Source organism: Chromatiaceae bacterium, assembly GCA_016714645.1.
In the GTDB taxonomy this organism is placed as follows: domain Bacteria; phylum Pseudomonadota; class Gammaproteobacteria; order Chromatiales; family Chromatiaceae; genus M0108.
Map to the genome: position 1 here is coordinate 291245 of JADKCI010000005.1, position 19344 is coordinate 310588.

Below are 19344 nucleotides of genomic sequence, written 5' to 3' on the forward strand. Positions count from 1 at the left end.
GCCCCCACGCGCAACCGGATGGGGGCTCGGGGTTTTTTGTTGATGTCCCTCGGGATACCCTGGCCAACATCCGTCTCCGTCATCCCGGGCTTGCATAGTCTAGGATATGCCGCATAATTAGACCCTCTTATAGGACATTATGAGAGGCAAATTCATGTCCACCCGCCCTGGTTTCCTGGAGTCCGTCATCGACGCCGAGGGTCTGGTCGCCACCGACCACTTGGCGGAGCAGTTACATATCACCAAGACCGAATTGGCCATCGCCACGGGCCTGTCCCGGGACGCGGTCTCTAAACAGGCGCGGACCGCTAGCCGGGCGACCCAGGCGCGGCTACGCGACACCACGGAGATCATTAACCGGGTCACACGCTGGTCAGGGTCCGTCGGGCGCGCCTTTGCCTGGTTTCGCTCCGAGCCCCTGCCGTCCTTCGGCGACAAGACCGCCGAGGATCTGGTCAAGGAGGGGCGGGCCCAGGCGGTTAAGGATTACCTGACGCGCATCGCCGAGGGCGGCTACGCATGAAGGCGGCGGCCCTGGCGCAGCGATTTGCCGGGACTCTCTTCCGTGCCCACAATCCGCGTTGGGCCTTTGCCCCGACCAGCGGAGCCGGGGCCGCCCGGTTCGGTGGGCGCTTCAACCGGCCGGGTCTCCCGGCCCTCTATACCTCCCTGACCCCCAAGACCGCCTGGATGGAGGCCCAGCAGGGGTTCCCCTTCAAGGCGCAGCCCCTGACCCTGGTCGCCTACCAGGTGGATTGCGCGGCCATCGTCGATCTGACCAAACCTGAAGTGATAGCCACCCTGGGTGTGGATGGCGCGATCCTCGCCTGTCCCTGGGAGGACATCGCTTCCCGCGGGCAGCCTCCGCCGACCTGGGGCCTGGCCGATGGTCTGGTCGCCGCAGGCTGCCAGGGGGCGCTGGTCCCCAGCTTCGCCCCCGGAACGGACCCGGGAGACCTCAACCTGGTGCTGTGGACCTGGTCCGACACCGCCCCCTGCCGGGTAGAGGTAGTGGACGACTTTGGCCGCCTGCCGCGGGACGACGCCTCCTGGCGCTAAGGAGCGACTTGAATAAAATCGCCAAGGGGGCCATTATTGCTGCACTGCACAATAATGCTCGGCCTTGGCGGCGATCCCGCCCAAGCTCGGGCCCTGCCTTAGTGGTAGGAGGTTTACCATGCTCGACCGATCTTACCCTGATCATCCGATCGCCAGCACCAAGCCATTGGCGGATGGCACAACCTATTTGATCCGGGCTTCCACCCCGGACGACCGCGAACTGCTGCCGCGCTGCTTCTCGGCCCTCTCGCCACGTTCCCGGCGCCTGCGCTTCTTCATCGAAAAACAGGCCCTGATGCCCGAGGAACTGGAGCGCTTTTCCCAGGTGGATGGGCATGACCACATCGCATTCGTCGCGATCCGGGTCGATGCGCGGGGCCGGGAGCTGGAACCGCTGGGCTTCGCCCGCTGCCAGCGTCTTAGCCCGGGGGGCGCGGTCGCCGAACTCTCCATGGTCACCCTGGACCAGGTGCAGGGCATGGGGGTGGGCTCCGCCCTCCTCTCTCGTCTGATCGTCGCCGCCCAGCGCCAGGGCATCGACCGCTTCTGGTTTGAGGTGCTGATGGAAAACCACGGCATGCGCCGGCTGGCACAAAAAATCCACTCCAAGGCCCAATGGGCGGATGACGGCACCCTGGAGTATGACTGCCTTCTGGCCGATGCCGTGCCAGAGGCCCTCCCCGCACCCATCCTGGCGACGCCACCGCTTACCAAGCCCGCCCAACCCGAGCCCAGCCGCGACTGGCCCTGGTACCTGGACCCCGTCTTCTGGATGGAGCCTTGGACCGAGACCTGGCGATCCGACCTGGCCGCTTACCTGAGCCTGCTGGAGGCCGCCAACGAGGATGCCAGCCACTGGCTGGAGGGGCAGGGGCCCCTGCCCCTCTACGGCCAGGTCTGGCGGGCCGCGGCCTAGATCGTTCTGACCCCCCCACTCACAATGGAAACGCCATGACTCCGGAACTGATGGGGGTCCTCCTCCTGCTCGCCGCGGCTATCCTCATGTTCGCCCTCAACCGACCTCGGGCGGATGCCGTCGCCCTCATGATGATGCTGGCCCTGCCCTTCACCGGCATCATTACCATCGGCGAGGCCATCGCCGGCTTCAGCAATTCCAACATCGTGCTCATTGGCGCCATGTTCGTGGTTGGCGAGGCCCTGGCGCGGACCGGTGTCGCCAAGGGTATTGGCGACTGGCTCGCGGACCGGGGCGGCAGCAGCGCCTGGTTGCTGACCCTGCTCATCATGCTGGCGGTGGGCCTGCTCGGCTCCCTCATGAGCAGCACGGGGGTTGTGGCCATCTTCATCCCGGTGGTGCTCCGCATCGCCAACCGGACTGGGGTCGACCCCGCCCAACTCCTCATGCCCATGGCCTATGCCGCCCTGGTTAGCGGCATGCTGACCCTGGTGGCCACCTCGCCCAACCTCATCATCAACTACGAACTGGTGCGCTCCGGTGTCGAGGGCCTGAACTTCTTCAGCTTCACCCCCTTCGGCCTGCCGATTCTGGTGGTGACCATCCTCTACATGCTGGTGGCGCGGCGCTGGCTGCGCTCGACCCGATCGGACGTGTCCGGCGGGCGGCCCCAACCGGAAATGATGGACTGGATCGACCGCTATGGCCTGGCGAATCGTGAATATCGGGTGCGGGTCCTGCCGGGGTCTTGCCTGCTGATGCGATCGCTTGGCGAGATTGATTTACCGAGTAAAATCGGGGTAAGAGTGCTCCTTATCGAGCGCGGCACCGGCCCCTCCCGGCGGATTCTGGCACGCTCGCCGGACACCGTCCTGGAGGTGGATGACATCCTCTTGCTGGATGTTGACACCGACCGGGGCGATGTAAAAGGCCTCAGCAACCGGTATCAGGTCGAGGTGTTGCCTCGCTCCCAGCGCTACTTCATTGATAAGGCGGATAACGTCGGCATGATCGAGGTCATGGTCCCACAGGAGTCCCAGCTCATCGATATGACGGTGGCCGAGGCCATGGAGTTGACCGACGCCCAGTTGACGGTGGTCGGCCTGCGCCGGGGCCGCGACCCGCATCCGCCCTTTGGTCTCCGCGAGGAGATCCTGCAGGGCGGCGACACCCTGCTCCTCGCCGGACCCTGGAAGCCCCTCCGCCAACTCCAGAAGGGTGGTCACGATCTGGTCGCCCTGAATCTTCCCAAGGAATTCGACGAGGTCCTGCCCGCGGCCAAGAAGGCGCCCCAAGCCATCCTGGTCCTCCTCCTGACGGTGACCCTCATGGCCACGGGCATCATCCCCAATGTCCATGCCGCCCTCCTCGGCGCCTTCCTCATGGGCGCCTTCGGCTGCATCAAGATCGATAAGGCCTATCGGGCGATCCAGTGGAAGACCCTCATCATGATCGTCGGCATGATGCCCTTCGCCCTGGCCCTGGAACGGACCGGTGGCGTTGATCTAGCGGCCAATGCGCTCGTGCAGTTGCTGGGTACGGCCCATCCCCGCGTCATCCTGGGCGTTCTTTTCGCCATTACGGTCATGTCCGGCCTCTTTATCGTCAATACCGCCAATGCCGTTCTGATCATTCCCATCGCCCTGGCGGTCGCCCACCACCTGGGGGCCTCGCCCTACCCCTTCGCCATGATCGTGGCCCTGGGCGCCTCCGCCACCTTCATGACCCACATCTCCCCCATCAACATCCTGGTCCAAAGCAAAGGCAACTATGGCTTTATCGACTTCGTCCGCATCGGCTTGCCCCTGACCCTCATCATCGGCTTCACCTCCGTGTTCCTGGTTTCCTGGTTGTTGCCTTTATACTGATCCGTCATTGAGCGCCGGGTCGCCAACAGCGGCCATCCCCGCGCCTCGGCCCTACTTAACCCTACCGGCGGTGATAGCCCGCCCACAGCCCCCAACCGCGGAAACCCTTCCCATGGACACGAAAACCCCCAAATCCAACCGCCCCCCGGTCCAGATTGACCTCGCCCTCCAGGGGGGCGGGTCTCATGGTGCCCTGACCTGGGGGGTGCTGGACCGGCTGCTGGAGGAGGACTGGCTGGTGATCGAGGGGATCTCGGGCACCTCGGCGGGCGCCATGAACGCAGCGGTACTCTGCGACGGCTTTGTCCGGGGTGGCCCCCAGGGGGCGCGGGCGGCGATGACGGATTTCTGGCGGCAGGTCGCGGAGGCGGCCCGCTGGAGCCCCCTGCAGCGGACCCCCCTGGACCGGCTCATGGGGCGCTGGACCCTCGAACAATCACCGGTCTTCATCGCCTTCGAACTCGCCGCGCGCATGATCTCGCCCTACGACATGAATCCCGCCGCCTATCACCCCTTGCGCGACATCCTGGCCCAGTGCATCGACGTCAAGCGTCTTGCGGCCTCCCCCATCAAGCTGTTCATCACGGCCACCAAGGTCAGCACGGGCCGCGGCCGGGTCTTTCGCAACGCGGACATCTGTCCGGAGGTCCTGCTCGCCTCGGCCTGCCTGCCCACCCTCTTCCAGGCCATCGAGATCGAGGGCGAGGCCTACTGGGATGGGGGCTATGCCGGTAATCCGACCATTACCCCCCTGGTGCGGGAGTCCGATGCCCACGACACCATTCTGGTCCAGATCAACCCCGTGGAGCGCCTGGACATACCGCGCAACGCCAGCGAGATCCATAACCGGCTGAACGAGGTCGCCTTCAACGCCCCCTTGCTCAAGGAGTTGCGCATGATGGCCCTCTTGCGCCAGGTGGCGGACCCGGGTCAATCCGAGGGGGCGCGATGGGCGGCGATGCGCATGCACCGTATTTCCAGCCCTTTGATGCTGGAGTTGGGCTATTCCTCCAAGATGAACGCCGAATGGGAGTTTCTGTGTCTGTTGCGGGACGAGGGCCGCCGCCAGGCCGGACTGTTCCTGGAGCAACACGGCGACGATCTGGGCCACCGCTCGTCGCTGGACCTCGACACCTTTATTGACTGGGAGTGAATCCGGAGCGGATTTCAACTCATCCACCTCTTAACCCAACTATCTGGACTGAAGCATGGGACTCCTGGGAATTCTACTCGGCCTCGCCCTCCTGATCGGCCTTGCCTACCGGGGCTGGAGCGTCCTCTTGCTTGCCCCGGCCGCCGGCATGGTCGCCACCCTCTTCACCAGCGAGCCCCTGCTCGCCCACTGGACCCAGACCTTCATGGGCAGCGCGGCCGGTTTCCTGGCCCAGTTCTTCCCCCTCTTCCTCCTCGGCGCCCTCTTTGGCAAGCTGATGGACGACAGCGGCTCGGTCACCGCCATCGCCCACTTCATGAGCACCCGGCTGGGTCCGCGCCGCGCCGTGCTGGCGGTGGTCCTGGCCGGCGCCCTGGTGACTTACGGCGGGGTCAGCCTCTTTGTCGCCTTCTTCGTCCTGGCGCCCATGGCCCAGGCCTTGTTTCGGGACGCCAAAATTCCGGGACACCTGGCGCCGGGGGCCATCTGGCTGGGGGCCGCGACCTTCACCATGTCGGCCATGCCTGGCACCCCCGCGATTCAAAATGCCATTCCCATGCCCTTCTTTGGCTCCACCCCCTTCGCCGCGCCGGGCCTGGGGCTGATTGCCTCCGCCATCATGCTGGTCTTCGGACTCTGGTGGCTGGGTCTCCGTGTCGCCAAGGCCCGGCGCCTGGAGCTGGTTATTAGCGATGTTCTGGCCCAGAACTCCGCGCCAGATAGGGCGGCGGAGGATCCTCTGGTGCGGGAGCGTTCCACCATCGTCCAGAACTTTGACCCACCGGAGATGCACCACGGCCATCGCAGCCCGGACTTGCCCTCCGCCCTGGTAGCCTTCCTGCCCCTGATCGTAGTGATCGGGGTCAATCTCCTCATGTCCCTGGTCGTCCTCCCCCGGCTGCACCTGGATTTTCTGGCCGAGGACCGCTGGGGGCCCACCTCGCTCCAGGCCGTTGGCGGGATCTGGGCGGTGCTCATCGCCCTCTTTGCCGCCATCCTGGTCTTGCTGGCCCTCAATTCACGTCGCCTGACCCAGATCCGCGAGACCATGGACGCCGGCGCCAATGCCTCCGTCCTCCCGGCCCTGAGCGTCGCCAGCCTGGTCGGTTTTGGGGCCGTGGTCGCCGCCCTCCCCGCCTTCGAGCTGGTGCGCGACTGGGTGCTGGCGATCGAGGGCGGCCCCCTGGTGTCCCTCGCCGTCTCCACGAACATCCTCTCGGCCCTCACCGGCTCGGCCTCCGGCGGCATGACCATCGCCCTGGATGCCCTGGGCGCCACCTATCTGCAAATGGCCAACGACATGGGCATGGATCCCGGCTTGCTGCATCGCGTCGCCGTCATCGCCTCCGGCACCCTGGACAGCCTGCCCCACAACGGCGCCGTGGTCACCCTGTTCGCCGTGTGCGGCGTGACCCACCGCGACAGCTATCTCGATATCGTCATGGTCGGTATACTCGGTGCCCTGCTGGCCTTGGTAGCCGTCATCGTCCTGGGGACCCTGCTTGGGTCCTTTTAATTTGTTATGTTCAAACGGATATGCAATAACCAGATGAAAGAACACCGCTTTATATCCTGGCCAGGCATCCTGCTGGCCATCCTGGCGAGCGTCGCCACCCTGTCCGGGGCCCAGGCTGGCGATTTCGCCGCCTGCGCGGATATTCTCAACGACCAGGGGCGCCTGGCCTGTTATGACCGCGCCGCCAGGACGGTCCCGGTAGCGGCCGCGAACCCCAGCGGTAGCGCCAATAGCCAACCCATGACGGCGCCCGCGAAGGGGCCTGGGACGGCAACCCCCACCGTGACCCATGCCGAGTCCGCGCCAGGAGCGGCGGTAGCTCCGACAAGTCCGCCCGCCACCTCCCTGCTCGGCACGGCCTGGGCGCTGAGCCCGGATTCCGCCCGCTACGGCATCAACCTCTATCGCCCCAACTATCTCCTGGTCGCCCGCTACTCCGATAATCCCAATGAGCACCCCTTCACACCGCTTTTCCCCCCGGGGTATGTGAACTTTGATCAGGTCGAGGCCCGCTTCCAGCTCAGCTTCAAGTTCCGGCTTTGGGCCACCGATGATCGTCGCTTCGGTGTCTGGGCGGCCTACACCCAGCAAAACCAGTGGCAGGTTTATAACAAGGCCATGTCGAGCCCCTTCCGGGAAACCAACTACGAGCCCGAGGCGATGCTCACCTACAACCCCGATCTGGCCCTGGGCGGCGGTTTCCATTGGCGCCTCTTCAACCTCGGCCTGAATCACCAATCCAACGGCCGCACGGATGCCTTGTCCCGGAGCTGGAACCGCGTTATCGCCACCTTTGGCGTTGAGACCGATAACTTCGTCCTGCTGGTGCGGCCCTGGTATCGCATCGGAGAGGAAGAAGCCGAGGACGACAACCCGGATATCGAGGATTACCTGGGCTACGGCGATATCACCGGCATCTACAAGTGGCACGGTCACAGCTTCACCCTCATGGGCCGGGGCAATCCCAGCACCGGCAAGGGGGCGGCCCAGATTGCCTGGACCACGCCGCCGCTGTTAGGGCCCCTGCGCGGCTATGTCCAGGCCTTCACCGGCTATGGCGACAGCATGATCGACTACAACTGGAGCCAGAACGCCATCGGCATCGGCGTTTCCCTGAATGACCTGCTCGATCAACCCATCCAGCGGTTTTGAACCCTAGCCCCTTAAACTTCCCGGACCGGCCAAGAGCCCATGCCGCCCCTTGCCCACGGCCGTGTCGAGGACTAATATCCCGCCTTCTGGCACGTCATCTTTCCCTAAACCTGGCTTGGACCTCATATCGGCTGGATCTGGATCAGCCCAGGCGACCCAAGTTACCCTGACCCATAGCCCGCCTCTGGCGGCCGAGGAAGCTTATGTTCAAGAACACCCTGGACGATCCCCAATACGCCAAGGTCGATAGCCTGGCGGTTACTTTCGAGCGCACGGGCCGCACCGGTTTCTGGGCGCAACTGGTGCTGGGCACCTTCCCGGTAGTGGTCATGGCCTTTGTCCTCTTCTACGCCGGCAGCCTGTCCGGCACCCGCGCCGGGGTACCCATCGTCGAGTGGCTGGCCCTGGGCAACATCCTTCTCCTCTTCTTCACCACCTACTGGTTCCATCGTTACCGGGGCCTGGGCAAGCGGATTGCCGACCCCGTCGCCCGTCCCACCGGCGAGGAAGTGGCTGGCAAGGTCTGGACCGGTCTGATGGCCAGCGGCCTGGGCATCCTCTTCTCCATCCTGGTGATGCTCTTCGAGGTGGGCCAAATCTTTTTCTACTTCCTGACCGCCCCCCAAGGAGGCGTTCCCACTGTCCAGGTGAACGGGGCAACCTTTGTCTCCGCCATCGACATGGCAAGCCTCATGGCCCTGGTGATGACCATGGCCGCCGAGGTGCTGGTGACCATTATGGGCCTCTGGCTCCTCTTCCGGACCAGCCGCGCCTATGCGGTGGCCAAGCCAGCCTAGGTCCCAAGAGCCGCAAGGTTTGCCCCGATTACCGGGGCATGCCTGAAAGCCTTGCTCATTCGTAGCCGGCCATGCCAGCCCGTACGCAAGGACGCCCCCGGCGCTGGCCGCGCTGGCTGGCCATCACCTTGGTCGCCCTGGCCGCCCTGATACTGGGCTGGACCTGGTGGTCCGGGGATAATCCCCGCGCCGACCGCCACCTGCGCGGCCTCATCAGCCAACAACTCCATGCCTGGTTTCCCACCGCCATGGCGCCAGATGACGGCTGGCACGGCCTCTATCGGCGTGACCCCCAGGCCCCGCCCCAGGCCCCGCCCGTCCTCTTAATTCATGGCCTGGATGAGCCCGGCGATATCTGGGATGACCTGGCGCCCGCCTTGACGCAGGCGGGTTTCGCGGTATGGGAGTTCCGCTATCCCAACGACCAGGGCATCGACCGCAGCACCGCCTACCTGGCGCAACACTGGCCGGAATTGCCCGCGGACCAGCCGCTGGTTCTCATTGGCCACAGCATGGGTGGGCTGGTGGCGCGGGAATTCGTCTCCCGTTGGCGGCACCCGGTCGCGACGATTCCCCTGGTGGACGGCGCCCCCGTGGGTGGGGTCATCCTGGTAGGCACCCCGAATCAGGGTTCGGAGTGGGCCAGGCTGCGCATCTGGCTGGAATTGCGCGATCACCTCGCCAACCAGCGCCCAGGCCCCCTCGACCCGCTGGCCGGGCTGAGGGACGGCCTCGGCGAGGCCAAGATCGATTTGCTCCCGGGCAGCGACTTCCTCAAGGTGCTCAATGACCGCCCCTGGCCAGCGACGGTGCCGCTGTTTATCATCGCTGCCCGGCTGATCGGCCCCCCCGGCGAGCGACTGGCGGATTTGAAGGCGGCGGCGGTCGCCACGGGCCTGGGTGAATTGGCCAGGGAACTGGCAGACCTGGATGCCCAACTCGGGGAGGGGCTGGGGGATGGTCTGGTGAGCCTGGAATCCGCCCGGCTAGCGGCCCTCGAACCCTTGGTGGTCAATGCCTCCCACCGTGGCATGATTCGCCGACTGTTCGCGGGTAACCCGGAACCGCCCGCCATTGCCCCCATTCTGACCACCCTGCGGCAGTGGCAAGCACCGGAGCCAACCGCGAAATAACGGCCCCGACCCTGCCGGCCGGGAACCCGGGGCAAGACATCTCTTCGAAACCCAGGGCGTCCATGTCGGACACCCGCCTACTCAATAAGGAAAATTATCGTGACCCAATTCTGGGATATTCTCCAACTCATCGCCTCGACCATCCTGTTCGTGGCCTACCTCATCGTCCTCTTCCACGTGGTCGTCGACCTCTTCCGGGATCCCGAGATCGGCGGCGGCTATAAGGCCATCTGGATCATAGGCCTACTGTTCATTCCGGTCCTGACGGTCATCCTCTACCTGCTCACCCGGGGCGGCGGCATGGCCGAGCGCGAGCGCGCGGTTTACACCCAGGCCAAGTCCGACGCCGACGCCTACATCCGTCAGGTCGCCGGCAAGTCCCCGGCGGAACAAATCGCCGATGCCAAGGCCCTGCTGGATGCCGGCACCATCAACGAGGCGGAATACGCCAAATTGAAGGCCAAGGCCCTGAATTGATCTTCCCCCGCCCCAGGGGTCAGCCCTGGGGCGGGCACGCCTCGCAACCGAGATCCCGGGCGCCCCTCATGAAACGCCTCGCCCTCTTGCTGCCCCTCGCCCTCCTGATCTGGGCCTTTCTGGCCCTGGGTCTGGACCAACACCTCACCCTGGACGCCTTCCAGGCCAGCCACGACGCCTTTGCCGCCTGGTATGAAGAACATCCCTGGCTGGTCATCGGCGGCTACATGGTGGCCTACATCCTTATGACTCTCTTTCTGCCCATCGCCGCCCTGATGACGGTGGTCGGCGGCGCCCTGTTCGGCTTCTGGAAGGGCGTCCCCATCGCCTCCTTCGCCGCCGCCCTAGGGGCCACCCTGGCCTTTTGGCTCTCGCGCTTCGTCTTGCACGACAGCGTCCAGCGCCATTTCGGCGAGCGCCTCGCCGCCGTCAATGCCGGCATCGCCAAGGACGGGGCCTTTTATCTCTTCTCGCTGCGGCTGGTACCCGTCATCCCCTTTTTTATGATCAATCTGGTGATGGGGCTCTCGCCCATGCGGACTCCGACCTTTTTTGGGGTCACCCAAGCCGGCATGTTGGTGGGCATCCTCATCTATGTGAATGCCGGCACCCAACTTGCCGAGGTGGATGAGTTGGGCGATATCCTGTCCCCCGGGCTCCTCGGCTCCCTGGTCCTGCTGGGCATCTTTCCCCTCCTGGCCAGGAAGGTCCTGACATGGATGCGCGCTCGCCTCACCCCGAATGACCAGGCCTTGATGTAAAGGCGGCGGCAGCCGTAGGCGCGCAAGCCGCGGAGAACAGGGTTTTGGGATCAAGGGTGCCGCCCATCCGGCCCGAGTCCACCCGCGGCGGCTGAGTAATTTCCGACCGGCTGCTAGGCTGCCGCCGCCTCCGCGGTCGCCTGAACGGGTGGCCCCATGAGAATGGCGATGGGCCGGGTCTGGGGACTGGCCTCCAGAGCGGTCATGAGGGCCATGGTCAGGGGCACGGAGAGAAAAACGCCGATGGTGCCCAGTACCCAGCCCCAAAAGAGCAGGGATACGAAAACGACGAAGGTCGAAATCCCCAGGCCCCGGCCCATGATGCGCGGTTCGAGGATATTCCCGATGAGGATATTGACGGCCAGATAGGCGATGGCGACCCAAAGGACGGTCCCGATGTCGTGGTTAACCAAGGCGAAGAGCAGGGTCGGAATGGCCATCAAGACGGACCCGACGAAGGGCACGAAATTGAGGAGGAAGGCCAGCACCACCCAGACCACGATAAAATCCAGGCCCAGCAGCCAGAGCCAGAGACCGACAAGGATCGCGGTCGTCAGGCTGGTCAGGGACTTGATGATCATGTAACGGTTGATGGAGGACAACAGCCCCCGCAGACGGGCCTCGCCCCCAGGCGTTATGTCAAACGCCATCTTCAGCTTCTCCGGCAGGGTCGCCGTCTCCATCAGGAGGAATATCACCGCCATCAACACCAGCACGCCGGTGGCGGCCAGGTTGCCGACGTTGGACAGCAGGAAGCGCACCCCCCGCATGGCCTCGGCGGGATCAAAGATATCGGGCAAGGCCGCGCTGGAGCCCTCGATACCCATCTCCTCCAGCCATGCGCCCATTTGGGAACCCAGGAGCAGGAATCGCTCCTGATAACCGGGCAGGTTGTCACGCAGCCCTTCCAGGGCACCGGTAGTCATGAGCAGCAGAATGCTGCCCAGGTCCATGAGCAGGAAGAGAATGAGGGGCAGTGAGATCCACTTGGGCACGCGGTAGCGGCCCATCCAGCGCAACAGCGGCGTGAGGATGATGGCGATGAAGATCGCCAGCAGCATGGGCGCGAGGATGGGGGCGGCCAACCGGGTGGCGGCAACGAGAATGGCGATGGCCGCCGCGACCACGAGGCCCCGGGCGGGGGCACCGAAGCCCGCAAAGGCATTTCCCATTTTCTACTCCATATTTGAGTGATGGCCATCGAACCGAAGCCCGGGCCTGTCGGACATGATCACAATCCTAGCCAGGATGGTGGTCCGCCGCAAGGCAAAGAGGAACCGCTAGCGGAAGTGGCGGTCCCACAAGTGGCGGAAATGGCGGGGCTTGCTTATCATCCGCACAGGATTGAGCGGCGTGACGGTCCGGCCGTGCCAATAATCTTGAATCCACGCCTCGCCAGCCTGCACAATGACCATCCCCACCCATCGGAGCATGCATCATGACCACCCCATTTCGGACCCTGCGCAGGGCCAGCCTGCTGTTGCTGGCGGCCGCTCCCCTCATCCTCGCCGGCTGCGGGACGACCACCACCAGCCGTGCCGGCAGTGGCGCCGCCTTTGGCGCTGTCAGCGGCGCCGCTATCGGCTCCCTCAGCGGTAACGCGGGTCAGGGTGCCCTCATTGGCGCTGGTGCGGGCGCCCTGGGGGGCTTTCTCTACGATCAGCATCGCAAGGGCAACATCGACTGAACCTTCCCTCCCATGACAGCGGTAGGGAGCAGCCCCGTCAGGGGCCGTGAAATTCAGGCGCGAGGGCGTAGAATGGCCACCCTCAATCTTGCGGGCCTGGCCCGCGCCAACGTGCGGGAACAGTCCGCGCACCAGACCCACCAGCGAGACCCGGAGCCTAAGCGAGCATGACGACAGTCAAATTTTACGGCGGTGAAGCGATTCCCCTGGAAATGCACAAGGTGCGCATCGTCCAGAAACTCCACCTGCCACCGGTGGAACGTCGCCTGGACGCCATGAACGAGGCGGGCAACAACACCTTCCTGTTGCAGAACGTCGAGGTCTTCATGGATATGCTCACCGATAGCGGTGTGAATGCCATGAGTGACCAGCAATTGGCCGCCATGATGATCGCCGACGACAGCTACGCCGGCAGCGCCACCTACACGCGCCTGGAGAGCAAGCTGCGGGAACTCTTCGGGATGCACTACATCCTGCCCACCCACCAGGGCCGTGCCTGCGAGAACATCCTCGCCCAGGTCCTGGTGTCGCCGGGTACCGTGGTGCCGATGAATTATCACTTTACCACCACCAAGGCCCACATCACCCTCAACGGCGGCAGCATCGAGGAACTGGTCGCCGAGGAAGGGCTGGAGGTCGTCAGCGTCCATCCCTTCAAGGGCAACATGGACATCGCCAAGCTGCGGGCCGTTATCGCCAACCATGGCGCCCCCCAGATCGCCTTCGTGCGCATGGAGGCCGGCACCAACCTGATCGGCGGTCAGCCCTTCTCCCTCCAGAATCTCGCCGATGTCCGCCAGGTGTGCGACGAGCATGACCTCCTGCTGGTACTGGATGCCAGCCTGCTGGCCGATAACCTCTACTTCATCAAGGAGCGCGAGGCCGCCTGCAAAGATATGAGCATCCGCGAGATCACCCGTCGCTTCGCGGACCTCTCCGATGTCATCTACTTCTCCGCTCGCAAGCTGGGCTGCGTGCGCGGCGGCGGCATGTGCATGCGTTCCGAGGAACTGTATCGGCGGATGCGTGGCCTGGTGCCGCTTTACGAGGGCTTCCTCACCTACGGTGGCATGTCGGTGCGTGAGATCGAGGCCCTTACCGTCGGTCTCGAGGAGACCATGGACGAGGACATGATCAACCAGGGGCCCCTCTTTATCGCCTATATGGTGGAGGAGCTGGAGCGGCGCGGTATCCCCGTCATCACCCCGGCGGGCGGGCTCGGCTGCCATATCAATGCCCTCAAGTTCCTCGATCACATCCCCCAGTCCGAATATCCCGCCGGCGCCCTGGCTTCGGCCCTTTATATCGCCAGTGGTATCCGGGGCATGGAGCGCGGCACCCTGTCCGAGCAGCGCGAACCCGACGGTACCGAGGTCTTCGCCAACATGGAGTTGTTGCGCCTCGCCCTGCCCCGGCGTGTCTTCACCCTCTCCCAGGTGAAGTACGCCATCGACCGCATCCAGTGGCTCTGGGACAACCGCCGCCTCATCGGCGGGCTAGTGTTCACCGAGGAGCCCGAGATCCTGCGCTTCTTCTTCGGCCGTTTGACGCCGGTTTCCAATTGGCAGCAGGAACTGGTCGCCAAATTCCGCCAGGACTTCGGCGACAGCCTCTGATCCAGGGTCAGCCCCCCGCGATTCCTGGGGATCGCCGTGGGGCGCCCACCCCTTGAGGGCGGCATCCGTCCATGACCCAAGACTACCGCATCGACATCGAACTGCCCCGCCATGACGCCAGTCTCGGCGCCGTCCAGGCGCTGTTCGCCAACCTGTGCGGCAGCCTGGGGGTATCCGACCCAATCCGCCGGGAGGTTGAACTGGCCCTGGAAGAGGGCCTGATTAACTTCTTCAAGCACGCCATTCCGGAGGGGGTGGACACCCCGGTCCGTCTCCGAATCGAATTCCAGGACGCGGCCATCCGCCTGGTGGCGCGGGCCGCCGGCCGGCCCTTCGACTTCGCCCGGCTGCCCCATTACCAGGCGCCCCGATCCCTGGAGGAGACCCCGCGGGGCCTGGGCACCTTCCTGATCGAAAGGACCATGGATAGCGTCAAGTGGCGCTACCTCGAGAAGGAGGGGCAGGAATTCGAGCTGATCAAGCGGCTGCCGGCGCCCCTGCCGCCGGGCCAGGGCCATGACATCCTGCGTCCCGACCGGCATCAGGTCCGGATCCAGGGTGAGATCCGCTACCGTCGCCTCCAGACCACCGAGGAGGCCCTGGCCCTCGCCAGCGCCGCCTGGGACCTCTATGGCTATGGCTACAAGGATGTCATCTACTACCCGGAGAGAGTCCTGGAACAAAGCCGCACCGGCCAACTCCTGTCCTGGATCGCTATCGACGAGGCCGGCACCGTCATCGGCCACTACGCCATGATGCGCCACCGCCCGGATGACCCTTTGGGCGAGATGGGTGCCGCCTTCGTCCTGCCCGAGGCGCGCAAGGGTGGGGTCTTCCGCCAACTCTCGGACCAGTTGCACGCCGACGCCGCCCAGAGCGGTGTCCGCGCCATCTACTCCCTGTCGGTCACCCATCACGTCGCCACCCAGAAGGCCAGCGAGGCCCTGGGCCGGATCACCGTCGGGCTGCGCCTCGCCTCCAGCCCCGCCGTCTTCGTCGAGGGCGCCCGGCCCGGCGACCGCATCACCACCACCTTCAACTATCACCAGCTGGTGCCGCGGGGCCCCCGGACCCTTTACCCCCCAAGCCGCCACCGGGAGATGATCCGCCATAGCTACGACTGGCTGGGCCTTAATGTGACGGAGGCCGATCCCTCCGCCCTCCCACGATTGGGTGGGGCTGACTTTCTGGAGTATCACCGCGATCTGACCTGGAACCGGGCCCTCATCGAGGCCGCTGGCGGCGAGGCCGTCCACTACAAACTGGCCGCCTTTACCGCCTTCCTCCTCGAGCAGGGTATCGCCTGTATCCTCCTGTCCATCGACCTGGAGGACCCCAGCGCCCCCGCTCTCACCGCAGCCGCCGAGGCGTTGGGCTACTTCTACTCGGGCATCTTCCCCGAGAGCGGCCGTCAGGGGCACGATGTCCTCGAACTCCAGTTCCTGAACGGCATCACCCTGGACCCCAGCCAGATCCAGCTTTACCAGCCCTCCGCCAAGGCCATTCTGAGCTATATCCTGGCCCTGAAGCCCCCCTGCCTGGTGGCGGCCCCATCCAGCACGGCTGCCCCACCCCCGACCGCGAATCCCACCTAGCCCCCATGCCCCTCGCCCAAGACCCCCGGTTGCGCCTGGTCTTCGGCGCCAGCGGCTACATCGGTACCTACCTGGTCCCTTACCTGCGCGCGGCGGGCGTGGCGGCGGTGCGGGTATCGTCCCGCAACCCCCGCTCCCTGGCGGCCAGGAACTGGCCGGGCGTGGAGATTATCGGCGCGGACGCCCTCGACCCGGCCAGCCTGCCCGCAGCCCTCGCCGGGGTGAGTATTGCCTATTACCTGGTCCACTCCATGGGGGCCGGGAAGGAGTTTGGACGCCTGGACCTGGAGGCGGCGGCCAACTTCGCCGCCGCCGCCGCGGCGGCCGGGGTGGAGCGCATCTGCTATCTGGGCGGGCTGGTTCCGAAGGACGCCGCGACCGAGCACATCGTCTCGCGCCGCGATACCGGGGAGATGCTGCGCCGGGGCTCGGTGCCGGTGACCGAGATCCGCGCCGGTATCGTCGTCGGCCCGGGGTCCGCCGCCTTTGAGGTGATGCGCGACCTGGTCTATCACCTGCCTGTCATGATCACCCCCCGCTGGGTCACGGCCAAGTCTCCGCCCATCGCTCTCGATAACCTGCTGGAATATCTGACCCTGGCCCCGGGCTTACCCGAGACGGCCGATGCCATCCTGGATGCGGCCGGGCCGGAGATCCTGACCTACGCCCAGATGATGCGCATTCTGGCCGAGGCGGCGGGCCGACGCCCGCCCTGGATCATCCCGGTACCCGTCCTGAGCCCCAGGCTTTCCGCCTATTGGCTGCGCTTCGTCACCGCCGTGCCCACCAACGTCGCCCGGGCCCTGATCGAAGGCCTCAAGCACGACTTTACCGCCCACCCGCGGGAGTTACGCCGGCTGGTCCCCCAGCGCCTGCTCAGCTTCCGGGCATCCGTCGCCGCCGCCTTCGCGGCCGAACGCAACGCACAGGTCCTGGCCCGCTGGACCGAGGGAGCCTTCAACATGCGCCAGGGCCGTATCGACTACGCCTATTACGCCAAGCGCGCCGGAGGCAGCGCCATCGCCAAGGCCCCCGCGACGGCGGTCTGGGCCATCGTCGCCGCCATCGGCGGGGACAATCGCTATTACTACCTGAATTCCCTCTGGACTGTCCGCGAGACCCTGGACTGGCTGGTCGGCGGACGTGGCTTGGCCAGGGGTCGGCGCCATCCGACGGAGGTGCGAGTCGGCGACCGCATCGATACCTGGGAGGTGATCGGGATGGAACCCGAGCGGCGCCTGACCCTGGTCTTTGGTATGCGGGCGCCGGGGGCCGGGGTACTGGAATTCGATCTGGAGCCACTAGCGGGTGGGCACACCCGCCTCACCGCTACCGCCTACTGGCACCCGGCCGGAGTCTGGGGGCTTATGTATTGGCTCTCCATGGAGCCCTTCCATCAAGTCATCTTCTCGGGGCTAACCCGGGAGATCTGTCGTCGGGCCGAGGCGCGGCAGCTTGGCAAAATTTAGACAAAACAAAGGGCGGACCAAGTTGCGACATCTGCAACCAACCCGGTCCGCCCCCTGGTGGCAACGCCTATTTGATCATGATGCTAGTCGCGGCGGCCCTGGCGTTATTCGTCTCGTTGGCTTCCGTAATCAGGCCTGTGTAGTCGGCGATAACCCCCAGATAGTAGGCGCGCGGCGTTAGGCTGGTCGGAATCGTGACCGATACCGAGCAGGTTTGCGTGGTCCCGACCGGGATGCCCGCACTGTGATAGCAGGTGGCGGAGGCGATGTCGGTGGTACTGATCGCGGTATCCGTGGAGAAATAGAGCCGGGAATAATGGGCGCCCGCTTTGGCCGTGCCCTGATTCTTGACCTGCCATTTCACCGTGATCGTTTTGCCGCGGGTGCCGGTCGTGGGGCCGGTCACTGTAGTGACGATCAGATCCGGGCGGGCGGACGAGGCGCGATAGCCGGTGTTGTAACTGGAGAAGCCGCTACAGCCCGCGCTGTTACAGGCCTTGAGCCAATAGTAGTAGATCGTGCCCGCCACCGCGCCCCGGTCGTCATAACTGGCGGCGGTGGGCGAGCCCAGCAAGGTCTTGGTGCCACTGGCGCTGGTCGCGCGATAGACCTCGTATTTGGTCGCGCCACTCACGGCGGTCCAGGTGATGCCAACCCGGTCGCTATAGGTGCCATCACTGGCATTGGGTGTGGCCGGTATCGCGGGGATAGTTCCGCCAGCCACAAACTGAATCCAATTGGCCCCATAGCCGACCTTGGAGTTAGCGCCGGTGGGATCGTACTTAATGCGCATGTAACCCCGCTCGGTACCACCAGCGGTCTCGCCCCAATTCGTGCCCCAGCTATTGCGCAAAATCCAGCTTTGGTCGGCGTCATTCCAACCCACCAGGAGGATGGCGTGATTAACGGAGTTGCCACAGCCATTGGACGCTGGGCTATAGACGCCACCCGTATAACGAGACCAGCCACTGTCCGCGCAGACGGCGGCGGCGACGGCCCCGTAGGTCATGATGGCGGTTTTAATCAGGTCATTGGCGGGTATTGAAGATTGATAACCCACGAACTGCCACTGGGAGGCCTGGTAGGGGTGGGATAAATTCGTGGTACAGGTCCCATTGGTGGCCGTGTAGGGTTTGGCCGCTTCCAGGGTGGCGCCGGCCGTCGTCTGATTGTAGCCGAGGGTGGTGTAATGATATTTGCTGGCAAACCAGCCGCCATCACAGTCCCACCCTTCCTTGTTACAGGACACCAGGAATTGCTCGGAAAGGTCGGTCAGGGGACCGCCCCCCTGCTTGATCGCGGTTTCCATCACCCCCACGGTACCGAAGGCCCAGCAGGAGCCGCAGCTACCCTGGTTGCGCACGGGCGGGATGAGGCCTTGCGTACGCGCATCGTAGGCGGTGGGTAGGGCCAGGGCGGGCAGCGCCAGGTCGGGCTGGGCCATGACGCCAGCGCCGGGCTGACTGCTTGCCCCGGAGTCAATGGGCGTGGGATCGGTCAACTCGATCACGCCGCCCGCCAGCGGAGTAGTGGCGCGCAGATTCATGCGCAGACGGATGGGGGCCTCCGGCTCGAAGGGGCGGCGATACACCAACTGGACGACATTGTCCCCCCGGCCTTGGGGTTGGAGTTCAATCTTCTGAATGGCCGGCGCGCCAGGTCCGGCATAGCGCATCTCGACGTGGTCCGCTTCCTGTTGCCGGTAGCGGCCCTGCTCGGAGGCCAGCACTTCCCAACGGTAGCCGGTGGTGACCCGCGCTTCCAACTCCAGGGTGATCGGCTGATTGTTCGCCGGCAGGGTCAGGGTCAAGGCGACCGGCCCCCCTAGAAAATTGATCTGTCCCGATTCTTCGTCAAAAAGGGTGGTACGCAATTGATCAAGGCTTTGTTGACCCGCCAGCCGGAGCTGGCCATCGGCGAGGCTCGACTTAACGCTCAGGGGTTGCAGGGCTGTCGCGAGTTCCGCCAGGGCGCTGGATTTATCGCCCCTTGCCCCGCCGGCAAGATCGGTTACGGCGGGCGGCGCCTCGATCTCCACGTCCCATTGCACCAGGGGTGCGGCCAGGGCAACCCCCGCGAAAGAGGAAGCACCGAGCAGGGGTGGTGATGATTAGCCCAATTTTACTCTTCATGATCCTGACCTGG

Annotated in this window: 17 protein-coding genes; 15 read left to right on the forward strand and 2 right to left on the reverse strand. The window is 65.0% G+C overall.

All coding sequences use genetic code 11. The features are described from left to right. Nucleotides 1-154: 154 nt before the first annotated feature. The 11 genes from IPN92_17950 (at nt 155) to IPN92_18000 (ending at nt 10832) form a co-directional block, all read left to right on the forward strand. Entirely contained in the window at nt 155-523 is a 369-nt protein-coding gene (locus tag IPN92_17950; protein MBK8640069.1) for a DUF2384 domain-containing protein, read from the forward strand. Next, nucleotides 520-1059 carry an RES domain-containing protein gene (locus IPN92_17955; protein ID MBK8640070.1) on the forward strand — a complete coding sequence of 180 codons (540 nt, stop codon included), beginning with the start codon at nt 520-522 and terminating at the stop codon, nt 1057-1059. Before IPN92_17950 ends, IPN92_17955 begins: the two co-directional genes overlap by 4 nt. A gap of 118 nt (nt 1060-1177) precedes the next feature. Next, nucleotides 1178-1975 carry a GNAT family N-acetyltransferase gene (locus IPN92_17960; protein ID MBK8640071.1) on the forward strand — a complete coding sequence of 266 codons (798 nt, stop codon included), beginning with the start codon at nt 1178-1180 and terminating at the stop codon, nt 1973-1975. A 35-nt stretch (nt 1976-2010) separates the two neighbouring features. Continuing rightward, the gene (locus IPN92_17965; GenBank protein MBK8640072.1) at nt 2011-3843 is read left to right on the forward strand and encodes an anion permease; all 1833 of its coding nucleotides are present in this window, start codon (nt 2011-2013) and stop codon (nt 3841-3843) included. Between the two features lie 112 nt (nt 3844-3955). After that, nucleotides 3956-4996, forward strand: coding sequence for a patatin-like phospholipase family protein (locus IPN92_17970; protein MBK8640073.1), 1041 nt, complete (start codon nt 3956-3958; stop codon nt 4994-4996). 55 nt (nt 4997-5051) lie between these two features. Further along, nucleotides 5052-6512, forward strand: coding sequence for a GntP family permease (locus IPN92_17975; protein ID MBK8640074.1), 1461 nt, complete (start codon nt 5052-5054; stop codon nt 6510-6512). Nucleotides 6513-6545: 33 nt separating this feature from the next. Further along, the gene (locus IPN92_17980; GenBank protein MBK8640075.1) at nt 6546-7664 is read left to right on the forward strand and encodes a phospholipase A; all 1119 of its coding nucleotides are present in this window, start codon (nt 6546-6548) and stop codon (nt 7662-7664) included. 203 nt (nt 7665-7867) lie between these two features. Next, a complete protein-coding gene (locus tag IPN92_17985; GenBank protein MBK8640076.1) occupies nt 7868-8461 on the forward strand; it encodes a DUF3611 family protein in 594 nt (197 codons plus the stop codon). Between the two features lie 71 nt (nt 8462-8532). Then, nucleotides 8533-9594 carry an alpha/beta hydrolase gene (locus tag IPN92_17990; protein MBK8640077.1) on the forward strand — a complete coding sequence of 354 codons (1062 nt, stop codon included), beginning with the start codon at nt 8533-8535 and terminating at the stop codon, nt 9592-9594. Nucleotides 9595-9693: 99 nt separating this feature from the next. Then, nucleotides 9694-10071: an SHOCT domain-containing protein gene (locus tag IPN92_17995; protein ID MBK8640078.1), complete on the forward strand. Its 378-nt coding sequence runs from the start codon at nt 9694-9696 to the stop codon at nt 10069-10071. A gap of 68 nt (nt 10072-10139) precedes the next feature. After that, entirely contained in the window at nt 10140-10832 is a 693-nt protein-coding gene (locus IPN92_18000; GenBank protein MBK8640079.1) for a TVP38/TMEM64 family protein, read from the forward strand. 113 nt (nt 10833-10945) lie between these two features. Here the strand turns inward: IPN92_18000 and IPN92_18005 are convergent, their stop codons facing one another. After that, nucleotides 10946-12004: an AI-2E family transporter gene (locus tag IPN92_18005; protein MBK8640080.1), complete on the reverse strand. Its 1059-nt coding sequence runs from the start codon at nt 12002-12004 to the stop codon at nt 10946-10948. Between the two features lie 266 nt (nt 12005-12270). On the opposite strand from IPN92_18005, the gene IPN92_18010 reads away from it, so the two are divergent. The 4 genes from IPN92_18010 (at nt 12271) to IPN92_18025 (ending at nt 17199) form a co-directional block, all read left to right on the forward strand. After that, complete coding sequence (locus IPN92_18010) at nt 12271-12519, forward strand: hypothetical protein (GenBank protein MBK8640081.1); 249 nt, start codon at nt 12271-12273, stop codon at nt 12517-12519. Between the two features lie 167 nt (nt 12520-12686). Further along, complete coding sequence (locus IPN92_18015; GenBank protein MBK8640082.1) at nt 12687-14135, forward strand: tryptophanase; 1449 nt, start codon at nt 12687-12689, stop codon at nt 14133-14135. Nucleotides 14136-14206: 71 nt separating this feature from the next. Next, entirely contained in the window at nt 14207-15730 is a 1524-nt protein-coding gene (locus IPN92_18020; GenBank protein MBK8640083.1) for an ATP-binding protein, read from the forward strand. 5 nt (nt 15731-15735) lie between these two features. Beyond that, a complete protein-coding gene (locus tag IPN92_18025) occupies nt 15736-17199 on the forward strand; it encodes a DUF2867 domain-containing protein (protein MBK8640084.1) in 1464 nt (487 codons plus the stop codon). 67 nt (nt 17200-17266) lie between these two features. Here IPN92_18025 and IPN92_18030 read toward each other — a convergent pair whose 3' ends face one another. Continuing rightward, on the reverse strand, nt 17267-19249 hold the full coding sequence (locus IPN92_18030; protein ID MBK8640085.1) for a protease inhibitor I42 family protein: 1983 nt from the start codon (nt 19247-19249) through the stop codon (nt 17267-17269). Between the last annotated feature and the right edge of the window lie 95 nt (nt 19250-19344).

What these genes read in the sequence shown, in the direction of transcription:
- IPN92_18005 (MBK8640080.1), bottom strand. Translation starts at nt 12,004, where the DNA reads ATGGGAAATGCCTTTGCGGGCTTCGGTGCCCCCGCCCGGGGCCTCGTG.
- IPN92_18015 (MBK8640082.1), top strand. Translation starts at nt 12,687, where the DNA reads ATGACGACAGTCAAATTTTACGGCGGTGAAGCGATTCCCCTGGAAATG.
- IPN92_18025 (MBK8640084.1), top strand. Translation starts at nt 15,736, where the DNA reads ATGCCCCTCGCCCAAGACCCCCGGTTGCGCCTGGTCTTCGGCGCCAGC.
- IPN92_17970 (MBK8640073.1), top strand. Translation starts at nt 3,956, where the DNA reads ATGGACACGAAAACCCCCAAATCCAACCGCCCCCCGGTCCAGATTGAC.
- IPN92_17955 (MBK8640070.1), top strand. Translation starts at nt 520, where the DNA reads ATGAAGGCGGCGGCCCTGGCGCAGCGATTTGCCGGGACTCTCTTCCGT.
- IPN92_17950 (MBK8640069.1), top strand. Translation starts at nt 155, where the DNA reads ATGTCCACCCGCCCTGGTTTCCTGGAGTCCGTCATCGACGCCGAGGGT.
- IPN92_17960 (MBK8640071.1), top strand. Translation starts at nt 1,178, where the DNA reads ATGCTCGACCGATCTTACCCTGATCATCCGATCGCCAGCACCAAGCCA.
- IPN92_17965 (MBK8640072.1), top strand. Translation starts at nt 2,011, where the DNA reads ATGACTCCGGAACTGATGGGGGTCCTCCTCCTGCTCGCCGCGGCTATC.
- IPN92_17985 (MBK8640076.1), top strand. Translation starts at nt 7,868, where the DNA reads ATGTTCAAGAACACCCTGGACGATCCCCAATACGCCAAGGTCGATAGC.
- IPN92_17980 (MBK8640075.1), top strand. Translation starts at nt 6,546, where the DNA reads ATGAAAGAACACCGCTTTATATCCTGGCCAGGCATCCTGCTGGCCATC.
- IPN92_18020 (MBK8640083.1), top strand. Translation starts at nt 14,207, where the DNA reads ATGACCCAAGACTACCGCATCGACATCGAACTGCCCCGCCATGACGCC.
- IPN92_17990 (MBK8640077.1), top strand. Translation starts at nt 8,533, where the DNA reads ATGCCAGCCCGTACGCAAGGACGCCCCCGGCGCTGGCCGCGCTGGCTG.
- IPN92_18000 (MBK8640079.1), top strand. Translation starts at nt 10,140, where the DNA reads ATGAAACGCCTCGCCCTCTTGCTGCCCCTCGCCCTCCTGATCTGGGCC.
- IPN92_17975 (MBK8640074.1), top strand. Translation starts at nt 5,052, where the DNA reads ATGGGACTCCTGGGAATTCTACTCGGCCTCGCCCTCCTGATCGGCCTT.
- IPN92_18010 (MBK8640081.1), top strand. Translation starts at nt 12,271, where the DNA reads ATGACCACCCCATTTCGGACCCTGCGCAGGGCCAGCCTGCTGTTGCTG.